11 protein-coding genes and 1 other RNA gene are annotated in these 13,860 nt (G+C 71.3%); all 12 read right to left on the reverse strand.

Annotation, left to right across the window (positions count from 1 at the left end):
• Positions 1 to 58: 58 nt before the first annotated feature.
• Entirely contained in the window at positions 59 to 1,015 is a 957-nt protein-coding gene (locus M503_RS0107620) for a D-alanine--D-alanine ligase (RefSeq protein ID WP_028919973.1), read from the reverse strand.
• Positions 1,012 to 2,454 (reverse strand): UDP-N-acetylmuramate--L-alanine ligase, encoded by a 1,443-nt coding sequence (gene murC, locus M503_RS0107625; protein WP_028919972.1) that lies wholly within the window; start codon positions 2,452 to 2,454, stop codon positions 1,012 to 1,014. The genes M503_RS0107620 and murC overlap by 4 nt, the downstream gene beginning before the upstream one ends.
• Complete coding sequence (murG, locus tag M503_RS0107630) at positions 2,451 to 3,530, reverse strand: undecaprenyldiphospho-muramoylpentapeptide beta-N-acetylglucosaminyltransferase (protein WP_051414381.1); 1,080 nt, start codon at positions 3,528 to 3,530, stop codon at positions 2,451 to 2,453. The genes murC and murG overlap by 4 nt, the downstream gene beginning before the upstream one ends.
• A gap of 35 nt (positions 3,531 to 3,565) precedes the next feature.
• A complete protein-coding gene (ftsW, locus tag M503_RS0107635; RefSeq protein WP_028919971.1) occupies positions 3,566 to 4,918 on the reverse strand; it encodes a putative lipid II flippase FtsW in 1,353 nt (450 codons plus the stop codon).
• A complete protein-coding gene (gene mraY / locus M503_RS0107640; protein ID WP_024870186.1) occupies positions 4,918 to 6,003 on the reverse strand; it encodes a phospho-N-acetylmuramoyl-pentapeptide-transferase in 1,086 nt (361 codons plus the stop codon). Before mraY ends, ftsW begins: the two co-directional genes overlap by 1 nt.
• Positions 5,993 to 7,402 (reverse strand): UDP-N-acetylmuramoyl-tripeptide--D-alanyl-D-alanine ligase, encoded by a 1,410-nt coding sequence (locus tag M503_RS0107645; RefSeq protein ID WP_028919970.1) that lies wholly within the window; start codon positions 7,400 to 7,402, stop codon positions 5,993 to 5,995. Before M503_RS0107645 ends, mraY begins: the two co-directional genes overlap by 11 nt.
• Complete coding sequence (locus M503_RS0107650) at positions 7,399 to 8,868, reverse strand: UDP-N-acetylmuramoyl-L-alanyl-D-glutamate--2,6-diaminopimelate ligase (protein ID WP_028928183.1); 1,470 nt, start codon at positions 8,866 to 8,868, stop codon at positions 7,399 to 7,401. The genes M503_RS0107645 and M503_RS0107650 overlap by 4 nt, the downstream gene beginning before the upstream one ends.
• Positions 8,865 to 10,625: a peptidoglycan D,D-transpeptidase FtsI family protein gene (locus M503_RS0107655; RefSeq protein ID WP_051414382.1), complete on the reverse strand. Its 1,761-nt coding sequence runs from the start codon at positions 10,623 to 10,625 to the stop codon at positions 8,865 to 8,867. Before M503_RS0107655 ends, M503_RS0107650 begins: the two co-directional genes overlap by 4 nt.
• Before the next feature lie 44 nt (positions 10,626 to 10,669).
• Positions 10,670 to 10,933, reverse strand: a complete 264-nt coding sequence (ftsL, locus tag M503_RS0107660; protein WP_024870190.1) for a cell division protein FtsL — start codon at positions 10,931 to 10,933, stop codon at positions 10,670 to 10,672.
• A complete protein-coding gene (gene rsmH, locus M503_RS0107665; protein ID WP_028919967.1) occupies positions 10,930 to 11,907 on the reverse strand; it encodes a 16S rRNA (cytosine(1402)-N(4))-methyltransferase RsmH in 978 nt (325 codons plus the stop codon). The genes ftsL and rsmH overlap by 4 nt, the downstream gene beginning before the upstream one ends.
• Before the next feature lie 14 nt (positions 11,908 to 11,921).
• Entirely contained in the window at positions 11,922 to 12,368 is a 447-nt protein-coding gene (gene mraZ / locus M503_RS0107670) for a division/cell wall cluster transcriptional repressor MraZ (protein WP_024870192.1), read from the reverse strand.
• Positions 12,369 to 12,758: 390 nt separating this feature from the next.
• Positions 12,759 to 13,123: RNase P RNA component class A (gene rnpB, locus M503_RS16825), an RNA gene on the reverse strand.
• Positions 13,124 to 13,860 lie beyond the last annotated feature (737 nt).

A 13,860-nucleotide genomic window follows, 5' to 3' on the forward strand; every position in this document is an offset into this window, starting at 1 on the left:
AATCTCCAATCCCGGCTTTTCACGGACGGATGTCCGGTCATCACGAATCCCGGCTCTTTCATACCGTCTGCTCCAGGATCCGCCAGCACAGTTCCTCGAAGCCGATGCCGACCTGGGCAGCCGCCTTGGGCACCAGCGAGTGGCTGGTCATGCCCGGCGCGGTGTTCACTTCCAGCAGGCTCGGCGCGCCGGTGGCGCGCGAACGCATCACGTCGACGCGGCCCCAGCCGCTGCAGCCGGCGGCGCGGAACGCGGCCAGCGCCAGCTCGCGCACGCGCAGCTCGTCCTCGCCGTCCAGGCCCGGGCACAGGTACTGGGTGTCCTCGGCGATGTACTTGGCGTTGTAGTCGTACCACTCGCCCTTGGGGACGATGCGGATCGACGGCAGGGCCACGTCGCCGAGGATGCCGACGGTCAGTTCGTCGCCGACCACCATCTGCTCCATCAGCAGCTCGCCCGGATAGCGCGCGGCCAGGGCCACGGCGGCATCGAGGTCGGCCTCGTCCAGCACGCGCGAGACGCCGACGCTGGAGCCTTCGCACGACGGCTTCACGATCACCGGCAGGCCGAGGCTGCGCGCGGCCGCGTGCACGGTCACCGCGTCGGCGCCGCGTTCCAGGCGCACGTAGCGCGGGGTCGGCAGGTTCAGCGCGAGCCACACCTGCTTGGTGCGGATCTTGTCCAGGGTCAGCGCCGAACCGAGCACGCCGGCGCCGGTATACGGCACGCCCAGCGCCTGCAGCAGGCCCTGGACCACGCCGTTCTCGCCGTCACCGCCATGCAGGATGTTGAACACGCGGTCGAACTTCTTCTGCGCCAGCGCCTCGACCAGCGCCGGGATGCCGTCGACCGCGTGCGCGTCCACGCCGTGGGTGCGGAGCGCATCGAGCACGTTGCGGCCCGAGTCCAGCGAGACCTCGCGCTCGGAACTGGTGCCGCCCATCAGCACGGCGACGCGGCCGAACACGGTCGGGTCGGTGAAGCGCGGCGGCGGCAGCACGGTGGTGACGCTCATGCCTGGCCTCCCGGGGCGGCGATGAAGCCGTCGCCGGCGATCTGGTGGGCGATGTAGCCGATGTCGCCGGCGCCCATCATCAGCAGCAGGTCGCCGTCCTGGAGCACGTCCGGCAGGACGTGGCGCAGGTCGGCGACCTGCCCCACCACCACCGGTTCGCTGCGGCCGCGCGCGCGGATCGCGCGGGCCAGCGCGCGCGCGTCGGCACCGGGGATCGGCGCCTCGCCGGCCGGGTAGACCTCGCTCAGCACCAGCGCGTCGGCTTCGGACAGCACCGCGGCGAAGGCGTCGAACTGGTCGCGGGTGCGGCTGTAGCGGTGCGGCTGGAAGGCCACGACCAGGCGCTTGTGCGGCCAGCCGCCGCGGGCGGCGGCGAACACCGCCGCCAGTTCGCGCGGGTGGTGGCCGTAGTCGTCGACCACGCGCACGGTCGCGCCGGTGGCCGTGGTGACCTCACCGAGATCGTTGAAGCGGCGGCCGATGCCGGCGAACTTCTCCAGCGCCGCGGCGATGTCCTCCGGCGACACGCCCAGCTGCCAGCCCACCGCGGCGGCGGCCAGCGCATTGAGCACGTTGTGCCGGCCCGGCAGGGCCAGGCTCACCGGCACCGTCGCGCCTTCCGGCAGGCGCAGGGTGAAGCGCATGCGCGGGCCTTCCTGGACGATGTCGTCGGCGCGCACGTCGGCGTTCTCGGCGCTGCCGTAGGTCATCACGTGGCGCGGCGTCTGCGCGGCCAGCTTCGCCACCTCCGGATCGTCGATGCACAGCACCGCCAAGCCGTAGAACGGCAGGCGCTGCAGGAACTCGGCGAACGCGCCCTGCAGGCGGGCGAAGTCGCCACCGTAGTTCTCCAGGTGGTCGGCGTCGATGTTGGTGATCACCGAGATCAGCGGGTTCAGGCGCAGGAAGCTGCCGTCGCTCTCGTCGGCCTCGGCCACCAGCCACTGGCCGCCGCCGAGCTTGGCGTTGGCGCCGGCCGCCAGCAGCTGCCCGCCGATCACGAAGGTCGGGTCCAGCCCGCCCTCGCTGAGCACCGCGGCGGTCAGCGAGGTGGTGGTGGTCTTGCCGTGGGTACCGGCGACGGCGATGCCGCGGCGGAAGCGCATCAGCTCGGCGAGCATCGCCGCGCGCGGAACGACCGGGATGCGCTGGCTGCGCGCTTCCATCAGTTCCGGGTTGTCCTCGCGGATCGCGCTGGAGACGACCACGCAGTCGGTGCCCAGCACGTTGGCCGCGGAATGGCCGCGGATCACCCGCGCGCCCAGCCGCACCAGGCGGCGGGTCGCGGCGTTGTCGGCGGTGTCCGAACCGGACACCTCGTAGCCCAGCGTCAGCATCACCTCGGCGATGCCGCTCATGCCGGTGCCGCCGATGCCGACGAAATGCACGCGCGGGAATGCGCGTACCAGGTCGCCGGTGTCGTGCAGGCGGCGGATCATGGGGAAACTCCAGTAGACGTATCGGGGGAAAGGGATTCTTCGAGGACGATGGCGGCGATCCGCGCGGCGGCGTCCGGTCGCGCCAGGCCGCGCGCGGCGGTGGCCATCGCCATGCGCCGCGCCGGGTCGGCGGCCAGCGCGCGCAGCGCGCCCTGCAGGTTCGCGGCCAGCTGCGCGTCCTGCTTCAGCAGCAGCGCGGCGCCGTTCTCGACCAGGTATTCGGCGTTGCGGGTCTGGTGGTCGTCGACCGCGGCGGCGAACGGCACCAGCACGCTGCCGACGCCGGCCGCGCACAGCTCGGCCAGGGTCGAGGCGCCGGCGCGGCACACGACCAGGTCGGCCCAGGCGTAGGCGGCGGCCATGTCGTCGATGAAGGCCTCGACGCTGGCATCCACGCCGGCCTCGGCATAGGAACGCTCGGCCTCGGCGCGCAGCTTCTCGCCGCACTGGTGGCGCACCTGCACCGGCAGCTCGCGCAGCGCGGCCAGCGCCACCGGCACGGCCTGGTTGAGCGCGCGCGCGCCCTGGCTGCCGCCCAGCACCAGCAGGCGCAGCGGGCCCGCGCGGCCGGCCAGGCGCTGTTGTGGCGGCGGTAGCGCGGCGATGGCGGCACGCACCGGATTGCCGGCCACTTCCTCGCGGGCGAAGCTGCCCGGGAAACCGGCGAGCGTGCGCCGCGCCAGCCGCGACAGCACGCGGTTGGTCATGCCCGGCGCGCGGTTCTGTTCGTGCACCAGCAGCGGCAGGCCCGACAGCCAGGCGGCGACGCCGCCGGGGCCGGAAGCGAAACCGCCGAAGCCGATCACCGCGCGCGGACGGCGCTGGCGCAGCACCGCGCGCGCCGCGTTGACCGCGCGCGCCAGGCGGAACGGCGCGGCGAGCAGGGTCGCCGCCCCCTTGCCGCGCACGCCGGCCACCGGCAGCGTGTCGATCTCGATGCCGTGCTGCGGCACCAGCCGCGTTTCCATCGCGCCGGCCGCGCCCAGCCAGACCACCGGCACGCCGCGCTCGCGCAGCTCGTGGGCCACGGCCAGCGCCGGGAAGATGTGGCCGCCGGTACCGCCGGCCATCACCATCACCGGGCGCGCAAAAGCGGAAGGCTGCACGCTGCTCACGGCAGGCCTCCGAAGGTCGGTTCGATGCGCGAGGTGCCGCGACCGCGCAGGATGGCCGAGGCCGATGACGGCGCCGGGGCGGCGGCCACCGGGCCGGCCTTTGCGGTCGCACGCGGCGCGGGTGCCGGCGCCGGCGCGGAGGCCGGTGCAGCCGGAGCGGCGGCTTCGGTGGGCGGCATCGCATCCTGGCGCACGGCACGCTGGCGCTCGGCGCGGTCCAGCTCGTAGCTCACCCGCAGCAGCAGGCCGATGGCCACGCAGGTCATCATCACGCTGGAGCCGCCGGAGGAGATCAGCGGCAGGGTCAGGCCCTTGGTCGGCAGCATGCCCAGGTTCACGCCGATCGAGACGAAGCCCTGCATGCCGATCCACAGGGCCACGCCGAAGGCGATGTAGCCGGCGAAGTGGCGGCGCATCTCCACGCACTTCAGGCCCAGGTGCAGCGCGCGGCCGACCAGCAGCATGTACAGGCCGACCACCACGCACACGCCGGCGAAGCCCAGTTCCTCGGCGATCACCGAGAAGATGAAGTCGGTATGCGCCTCGGGCAGGTAGTTGAGCTTCTGCACCGACGCGCCCAGGCCCACGCCGAACCATTCGCCGCGGCCGACCGCCATCAGCGCGTTGGACAGCTGGTAGCCGGCGCCGAGCTGGTCCTGCCACGGATCCATGAACGAGGTGATGCGGCGCAGGCGGTACGGCTCGATGATCGCGACGACCACCAGCAGCGGCAGGCCCAGCACGATCGGCAGCGACATCCGCGGCAGGTTCACCCCGCCCAGCACCAGCATGCCGGCGGTGATCCCCAGCAGCAGCGTGGCCGAACCGAAGTCCGGCTGCGCCAGCAGCATCACCACCATCAGCGCCGCCACGCCCAGCGGCTTGAGCATCGCCGGCCAGGTCGCGTTGACCTCGTCGCGGAAGCGGACCAGGTAGCTGGCCAGCCACACGATGTAGAGCACCTTCACCGCCTCGACCACCTGGAAGCGCGACAGCCCCAGGTTGACCCAGCGGCGCGCGCCGTTGACGCTCACGCCCAGGCCGGGCAGCCACGGCAGCAGCAGCAGGACGAAACAGCCCAGCAGCAGCAGCTGGTTGTACTTTTCCACCGTCTTCAGCTCGGTGCGCATCACCAGCACGGCCAGGCCGATGCCGACGCCCAGGAAGACCACGTGGCGCACCAGGTAGTGGAACGGCCCCACGCCAAGGTTCTCGCCGATCGCCACCGAGGCCGAGCCGACCATCACCACGCCCAGGCAGGCCAGCGCCACCGCCGCGGCGCCGAGCCACGGGTCGAAGTGGCCGCCGATGGCCTCCAGCCGGGTCGCCTGACGCGAGAGGTCGTTCATCAGCGCACCTTCAACGTGGCCAGGCCGACCAGGACCAGGATCACCGAGATGATCCAGAAGCGGACGATCACGCGCGGCTCCGGCCACCCCTTCAGTTCGAAGTGGTGGTGGATCGGCGCCATCCGGAACACGCGCTTGCCGGTGAGCTTGAACGAAGCGACCTGGATCATCACCGACAGGGTTTCGATGACGAAGATGCCGCCCATCACCACCAGCACCAGTTCCTGGCGCACGATCACCGCGATCGTGCCCAGCACCGCGCCCAGCGCCAGGGCGCCGATGTCGCCCATGAACACCATCGCCGGGTAGGTGTTGAACCAGAGGAAGCCCAGGCCCGCGCCGGCGATCGCCGCGCAGATGATGATCAGCTCGCCGGCGCCGGGCACCTGCGGGATCTGCAGGTAGGTGGAGAACACCGCGTTGCCCGAGGCGTAGGCGAACACGCCCAGCGCGCAGGCCACCAGCACGGTCGGCATGATCGCCAGGCCGTCCAGGCCGTCGGTCAGGTTGACCGCGTTGGAGAAGCCGACGATCCAGAAGTAGGCGATGGCGACGAAGCCGACGCCGGCCAGCGGCAGCGCGATCGACTTGAAGAACGGCACGTAGAAGGTGGTCGCCGCCGGCACGTCGGCGTACAGGTACAGGTACAGGCCGGCGGCCAGGCCGAAGATCGACTGCAGCAGGTACTTCCAGCGCGACTTCAGGCCGTTGGGATCGCGCTTGACGATCTTGATCCAGTCGTCGTACCAGCCGATCGCGCCGAACGCGGCCATCACCAGCAGCACGACCCACACGTACTTGTTGCGCAGGTCGCCCCACAGCAGCACCGACAGCAGCACGGTGATCAGGATCAGCGCGCCGCCCATGGTCGGGGTGCCGGCCTTGGAGAAGTGCGACTGCGGACCGTCCTTGCGGATCGGCTGGCCGCCCTTGAGCTGGCCGAGCCGGCGGATCACCGCCGGTCCCAGCCACAGCGACAGGAACAGGGCAGTCAGCGCGGCAAGGATGCCGCGGAAGGTCAGGTAGCCGAACAGGCCGAAGAAGTTTTCAAGGCCCTGCAGCCAGCGCGCCAGTTCAAGCAACATCGGCATCCCCTTGCGCGAGCAGCGCGGTCACGATCCTGTCCATCGCGCTGCCGCGCGAACCTTTCACCAGCACCCGCAAGGCCTTGGCCGGGGCGGCACCGGCCTGGGCCCGCGCGCGCAGGTCGTCCTGCAGCGCCGCGGCCAGGGCCTGGTGGGTGTCGAAATGCCGGCCCTCGCCGAATGCGCGCGCGGCGGCGGCGCTCAGCGGGCCCAGCGTGTAGAGCCGGGCGATCCCGGCGGCGCGCGCTCGGCGGCCGGCGTCGGCGTGCAGCGCCTCGGCCTCCGGGCCGAGCTCGCGCATGTCGCCCAGCACCAGCCAGGCCTCGTCGCCGGAGGCGGCCAGCGCGTCGATCGCCGCGGCCACCGAACCGGGATTGGCGTTGTAGCTGTCGTCGATCAGCAGGGCGTGGCCGGGCAGCGCGTGCGCCACCTGGCGGCCGGCGACCGGGCGCGCGTCGCCCAGGCCGGCGGCGATCGCCTCCGGCTCCATGCCGCAGGCCAGGCCGATCGCGGCGGCGGCCAGCGCGTTGCAGACGTTGTGGCGGCCCGGCAGGGCCAGTTCGACCCCGGCCTCGCCGGCCGGGGTCACCAGCACGAAGCGGCTGCCCTCGCCCGCGACGCGGATGTCGCGCGCGGTGACGTCGGCGCTGGCATCGACGCCGAAGCGCAGCACCGTGCGGCCGCTGTCGACCGGACGCACCACCTGCTGTTCGAACCACTCGCCGAAGGCGTCGTCGGCGTTGATCACCGCGGTGCCGCCATCGGGCAGCGCGGCGTAGATCGCGCCCTTGGTCTCGGCCACGCCGAGCAGGCTGCCCATCCGTTCCAGGTGCGCGGCGGCGACGTTGTTGACCAGGGCCACGTCCGGCCGCGCGATCGCGGTCAGATAGGCGATGTCGCCCGGCTTGCCGGCGCCCATCTCGTAGATGGCGAAGTCGGCATCCTCCGGCGCGTCGATCACCGCCAGCGGCAGGCCGATCTCGTTGTTGCGGTTGCCCGGGTTGGCATAGGCCAGGCCGGCGCGCTGCAGCACGGCCAGGGCCAGGGTCTTGACGCTGGTCTTGCCGTTGCTGCCGGTGATCGCCACCACCTTCGCCTCGCGGTCGCGCTGCATGCCGGCGGCGATCCGCGCCAGCGCGCGTTCGCTGTCGGTGACCAGGATCTGCGGCAGCGGCGGATCGAGTTCGAGGAGGCGTTCGACCAGCAGCGCGCTGGCGCCGCGCATGGCCGCGTCGGCAGCGAAGTCGTGGCCGTCGAAGCGCTCGCCACGCAGGGCCACGTACAGGCTGCCGCCGCGCAGCTGGCGGGTGTCGTGGCTGACCGCATCGACCACGGTGTCGTCGCCGTGCAGTTCGCCGCCGGCCCAGTGGGCGATCAGGGAGAGCGGAAGGCGGTTCATGCGCGCGCCTCCAGCGCCCGGCGGGCGACGTCGGTGTCGTCGAAGGGATGGCGCACGCCGTTGATTTCCTGGTACGGCTCGTGGCCCTTGCCGGCCACCAGCACGATGTCGTCGGGGCCGGCATCGCCGATCGCGCGGGCGATGGCGGCGGCGCGGTCGCGCTCCACCACCACCGCCTGCGGCGCGGCGAAGCCGGCGAGGATGTCGGCGACGATCGCGTCGCCGTCCTCGGTGCGGGGGTTGTCGTCGGTGACGATGACCAGGTCGGCCTCGGCCTCGGCGATCTGCGCCATCTGCGGACGCTTGCCGCGGTCGCGGTCGCCGCCACAGCCGAATACGCAGACCAGCTTGGCGGCCGCGTGCGCGCGCAGGCTGGTCAGGGCCTGGGCCAGCGCGTCGGGGGTGTGCGCGTAGTCGATCACCACCAGCGGCAGCACGCCGTCGCCGCCGAGGCGGTTCATCCGCCCGGGCACCGGCTGCAGTTGCGACAGCGTCGTGGCGATCGTCGCCACGTCGTCGCCCAGCGCATGCAGCACGCCGGCCACGGCCAGCAGGTTGTCGACGTTGAAGCGCCCCAGCAGCGGCGAGCGCACCGGATGCGAGTCCGCGCCGGCGACCAGCTCGAAAGCCAGACCGCGGTTGTCGAAGCCCAGCGCCTCGGCGCGCAGGGTCGCGCCGGCCTGGCCGCGCGAGCTCACGCCCACCGCCTGCACTTCCGGCGCCAAGCGGCCACGCAGGGTACGGCCGAAGGCGTCGTCCAGGTTCAGCACCGCGGCCTTCAGCCCGTCGCGCGAGAACAGCCGCGCCTTCGCCGCGCCGTAGGTCTCCATGTCGCCGTGGTAGTCGAGGTGGTCGCGGGTGAGGTTGGTGAACACCGCCACGTCGTAGTGCACGCCATCCACGCGCCCCTGGTCGAGCGCGTGCGAGCTCACCTCCATCGCCACCGCCTGCACGCCGTCGTCGCGCAGCCGCGCCAGCATCGCGTGCATCGGCAGCACCAGCGGCGTGGTGAAACCGGTCGGCTGCACCTGGCCGTAGCGGCCGGTGCCGAGCGTGCCGATGCTGCCGCTGGCGAGGCCGCGCAGGTGCCAGGCCTGGGCCAGCAGCTGCACGGTCGAGGTCTTGCCGTTGGTGCCAGTGACCCCGACCATCGTCATCCGGTGCGAGGGATGGTCGTGGAACTCGTCGCCCATCGCGCCCAGCCGCGCGCGCAGGCCCGGCACGGCGATCGCATCGGCCGGCGCCGGGTATTCGGCGGGCGCCGGCGGCTCGAACAGCACCGCCGCGGCACCCTTCTCCTGCGCCTGCTTCGCGAACGCCAGGCCGTGCGTGCCGAAACCGGCGATGGCGACGAAGGCGTCGCCCGGGCGCACTTCGCGGCTGTCCATCACCAGCCCGGAAACGGCGATGTCGCGCGGCAGCGCGACGTCGGGAATCAGGTGCGAGAGGGGCATGCGGCGGGTCATGGACCACCCCCGCCACCGACCATCGCCGGTGGAATCGTCGGATCCTCGGCCGGCTCCTCCAGCGCCGCCGGCAACGGCGGCAGCGCGGCCTGGCGCTTGGCTTCGCCGCGCGCCTGCGCGGCCAGCCAGGTATCGATGTCGTCCGGCGGCACGTCCATCAGCCGCAGCGCATCCTCCATCACGTTGCGGAACACCGGCGCCGACACCAGGCCGGCGTAGTAGGAACCGGCCTGCGGATCGTTGATCACCACCACCGTGGCGAAGCGCGGGTTGCTGGCCGGGACCAGGCCGGCGAAGGTGGTGGTGTAGCGGCGCGCGTAGCCGCCGGCCGCGGCCTGGCGCGCGGTACCGGTCTTGCCGGCGACGTGGTAGCCGAGGATCGCGGCCTGGGTGGCGGTGCCGCCCGGCTCGGTCACGGTCTGCATCATCCGCAGCACCTGGTCGGCGATCTCGGGCTTGACCACCTGGCGGGCCTCGTTGACCTGGCCCTTGACGAAGGTCGGGGTGATCAGCCGGCCGTGGTTGCCCAGCGCGGCGTAGGCCACGGCGATCTGCAGCGGCGTGGCCGACAGGCCGTAGCCGTAGGCCATCGTCGCCTTGGTCAGGCCGTCCCAGCGCGCCGGCTCGCGCAGCGAGCCGATCGCCTCGCCGGGGAAGCCGCTGTTGGGCGCCTGGCCGTAGCCGAAGCCGCGGATGAACTCGTAGAAATACTGCGGCGACAGCGGCTCGGCCAGCTTCACCGCGCCCAGGTTCGAGCTCTTGGTGATGATGCCGGAGACGTCGAGGACGCCGTAGTTGTGGTGGTCGCGGATGGTGTAGCGGCCCAGCGACATGTAGCCGGGGCTGGTATCGAAACGCGTGCTGGCGGTCACCTTGCCGGCGCTGAGCGCGGCGGCGACGGTGATCGGCTTCATGGTCGAGCCCGGCTCGATCAGGTCGGTGACCGCGCGGTTGCGGTGCGCGTCCTGGCTGCCGCCGCCCACCGCGTTGGGGTTGTAGCTGGGCAGGTTGACCATCGCCAGCACTTCGCCGGTGGCCACGTCCAGCACCACCACCGAGCCGCTGCTGGCCTTGTAGGTGTTCAGCGCGTTGCGCAGCTCGCGGTAGGCGAGGAACTGGATCCGGCGGTCGATGCTGAGGGTCAGGTCCTTGCCCGGCTCGGCGGCGCTGACCAGCTCGATGTTCTCGACGATGCGGCCGTGGCGGTCGCGGATCACGCGCTTGGAGCCGGGCTTGCCGCGCAGCCATTCGTCGAACGCCAGCTCCAGGCCTTCCTGGCCACGGTCGTCGATGTTGGTAAAGCCGAGCACGTGCGCCATCGCTTCGCCCTGCGGGTAGAAGCGGCGGAACTCGCGCTGCGAGAACACGCCCGGGATGTTGCGGGCGAGGATGGCCTTGGCCTGGTCCGGGTTGATCCTGCGTTTGAGGTAGACGAATTCCTTGTCGGCGCGCTGCGAGAGCCGGCTCATCAGCTCGTCGGCCGGTACGCCCAGCGCCTGCGCCAGTTCCGGCAGGCGCTCGGGATGGCGCAGCAGTTCCTGCGGGTTGCCCCACACCGATTCCACGGGCGTGGACACCGCCACCGGCTCGCCGTTGCGGTCGGTGACCATGCCGCGCGAGGTCGGGATCGGGATCTCGCGGACGAAGCGGGCCTCGCCCTGGCGCTGGTAGAAGTCGGCGTTGACCAGCTGGATCCAGGCGGCGCGACCGACCAGCGCGACCGAACACAGGCCCAGCGCCACGCCGACCAGCATCATGCGGCCGCGCAGGTCGAAGGCGCTGCGGTTGCGGTTGGGCCGGCTCACGGGCGCACCACCACGATGTCCTCGGCCTCGGGGAACTTCATCCCCAGGCGCTCGCGCGCGACCTGGTCGATGCGGTTGGCCTGCGCCCAGGTCGCCTGCTCCAGCTGCAGGCGGCCGAATTCGATGTTCAGTTCGTCGCGCTCGCGCTCGGCGCGGGTCAGTTCGACGAACAGCTGGCGGTGGCGGTAGCGCTCGTACACCACCGCGATCGCGGTGGCGACGGTGCCCAGCAGCAGGACGGCGAGCAGGACCCGGCTCATGCGACCCGCCTCCCCTCGCCGTCGAGCTTCTCGGCCACGCGCAGCACCGCGCTGCGCGCGCGCGGGTTGGTGGCCAGCTCGGCCTCGTCGGCGCGGATCGCGCCGCCCAGGTCGGCCAGCACCGGCACGAAGGTTTCCGCCTGCGGCAGCCGGCGGCTGGCCGGCGGCGCCTTGGCGTGGCGGGCGATGAACTGCTTGGTGATGCGGTCTTCCAGCGAATGGAAGCTGATCACCGCCAGGCGGCCGCCCGGCTTCAGCGCGGCCAGCGCCGCGTCCAGCCCGGCCTCGAGGTCGGCCAGCTCGCGGTTGATATGGATGCGGATGGCCTGGAAGCTGCGGGTCGCCGGATTGCTCTTGTCCTTGCCGCGCGGCACCACCGAGGCGATCAGCGCGGCCAGCTCGGCGGTGCGGGTCAGCGCCTGCTGCGCGCGGCGGGCGACGATGGCGCGGGCGATGCGCCGGCTCTGCCTCTCCTCGCCGTAGCGCCACAGCACCTCGGCGATCTCCGCCTCGTCGGCGCGGGCCAGCCACCCGGCGGCGCTCTCGCCCGACTCCGGGTCCATGCGCATGTCCAGCGGGCCGTCCTTGCCGAAGGAGAAGCCGCGCTCGGCCACGTCCAGCTGCGGCGAGGACACGCCCAGGTCGAACAGCACCCCGTCAAGGTCGCGCGCTTCTTCCCAGCTTGCGAGCGTGGCGAAGCTGCCGCGGCGGATCGACACGCGCGTGTCGCCGCCGAAACTGCGTTCGGCTTCCGCGATCGCTTCCGGGTCCTTGTCCATCAGCAGCAGCCGGCCTCCCGGGCCGAGTTGTTGCAGCACGCCGCGGGCGTGGCCGCCGCGGCCGAAGGTGCCATCCAGGTAACGTCCGTCCTCGACCACACGCAGCCCGTCCATGACCTGCGCGTACAGCACCGGCAGGTGCGCCGCCGGCGCTGACGGGGCAGCGGGGTGGCCGGCCTGCGCGCCCGTGCGCATCCGGTCCCCCGCCGTCACAACTTGAGATCGAGCATGTGCTCGCTCAGATCCTCGTCGGACAGCGTCCGCTGGATCTGCGCGTGATGCGCCTGCTCGCTCCACAGTTCGAACTTGTCGCCCATGCCCAGCAGTACCGCCTTGCGGTCGATGCCCACCGCGCTGCGGTGGCTGGGAGGGATGGAAATGCGCCCGTTGGCGTCCAGCTCCACCGGCACCGCGGCGCCGACCAGCTTCAGCTGCAGGCTGCGGTGCGCGGCACGGGTCTTGGGCAGCGCGTTGACCTGGTCACGGACCTGCTCCCACTGCGCATGGGGGTACAGGTAGAGCGAACCGGCCTCGAACGGGTTGTAGGTGATGACCAGGCGGTTGCCGCACTCGCGCGCGACGAGGTCGCGGTAGGCCGTGGGAATGGCCACCCGTCCCTTGTCGTCCACTGTGATGGCGGTCTCGCCCTGGAACACGTCGCTGGTACCCGCACCCTGCTGCTGGAGGCTCTTCAACCACGGAAAACCACAAATTTCCCGGTTTTCCCCCGGAAGCCCACCTTAGGATTCACCAACAGGGTTGTCAACAGGATTTCAAGGAAAAAATCGCCTGTTGCGTCAATGAGTTGCAGCGATGTTCACAGACAAGTTCAAGGGTTTTCCACAAGTCGCTGTTTAGTCTCAAATTTTGAGATTCGGCACTTGTGAAGGCCATGTGAGATCCGCGCAGGCGCCGCTTGTCCCGGGACACCGCCGCCGGGACATCAACACGTATTCAGGTGATCACTGCGCGGCGGCCCCGCGAGAGGTCATCGCCGCCGCCCGGGTGGGCGGGGCGAACCATCCGGGGCGGGGATGCAAAGGAAGTGGCGGAGCCGGCCGGTAAGCCGGGTTCTGTCGTGGACAGTCATTCCTCTAGGCGCAGCGTCACCGCTACGCTCAAGCAACCTACCCGGACCCGACGCGGGCAGCGCCATGGGGGTCCCTATTTGGTCTTGCTCCCGGTGGGGTTTGCCGTGCCGGCCTGTTACCAGGCTCGCGGTGCGCTCTTACCGCACCATTTCACCCTTGCCCGCATCCGTCCACCTTGCGATGGAACGGACCGCTGGCGGTATCTTTCTGTTGCACTTTCCGTCGGCTCGCGCCGCCCAGGCGTTACCTGGCACCGTGCCCTGTGGAGCCCGGACTTTCCTCGGCATGCTTGCGCATGACGCGACTGTCTGGCCGGCTCCGCCGGGGACGTATTCTACGGCTTCGCCGCATGAATACCCCACGCTTCGCTGAAGCGAAGCGCGGGCCCCGGCGAGCCTTACCTCCGATCCCCTGCCGCTGCCGCGGCGCCCCCTTACCAAGGGGGCTATTGCGGCCGGGACGTGGCTGCACTTTTTTGAGCTTGTAGCCCGGATAAGGCCGCAGGCCGCATTCGGGAAAGCCTGCCCGCCACGCCGATCCGACGCCTGCCGTCCCCTGGTTCCCGGATGCGCTGCGCTTATCCGGGCTACGAAAGATGCGGGGATGCCGGCGTCTTCAAGCCCCTCTCCCACCGGGAGAGGGGTTGGGGAGAGGGTCGGTATGCCAGCGTGGCGAGAGGTCCCGACCATCACCCCTGCCCCTCTCCCGGTGGGAGAGGGGAGAGAACGAAGCCACGACCCAACGCGCCGAAAGACGCGGTAGCGCGGGGGTATGGCGCAAGCAGGCCATGGATGGCCTGCGTTCGCGCGTTGGAGCCATGGACGGCGGAACCGCGCGATGCGCCATAACCCCGCGCTGCCCCGGCTCCGTCCGAAGCCAACTACGCCAATGCTTTCAAGCAGTGAACTGTGGATGCGGTGAGGCAGCTGGCGCATGGCGACGCGCCAGACGTCGCCAGCGCCCTCGTTCATTCCCGGCGCCTTACCACTCACTACCTCTTACTTGCTTGTACCCCGTGGCCCGGAAGGGCGACTCACTCGCCCGAACCGCCACCGTA

It is taken from the genome of Pseudoxanthomonas suwonensis J47, assembly GCF_000513955.1.
Taxonomy (GTDB): domain Bacteria; phylum Pseudomonadota; class Gammaproteobacteria; order Xanthomonadales; family Xanthomonadaceae; genus Pseudoxanthomonas; species Pseudoxanthomonas suwonensis_C.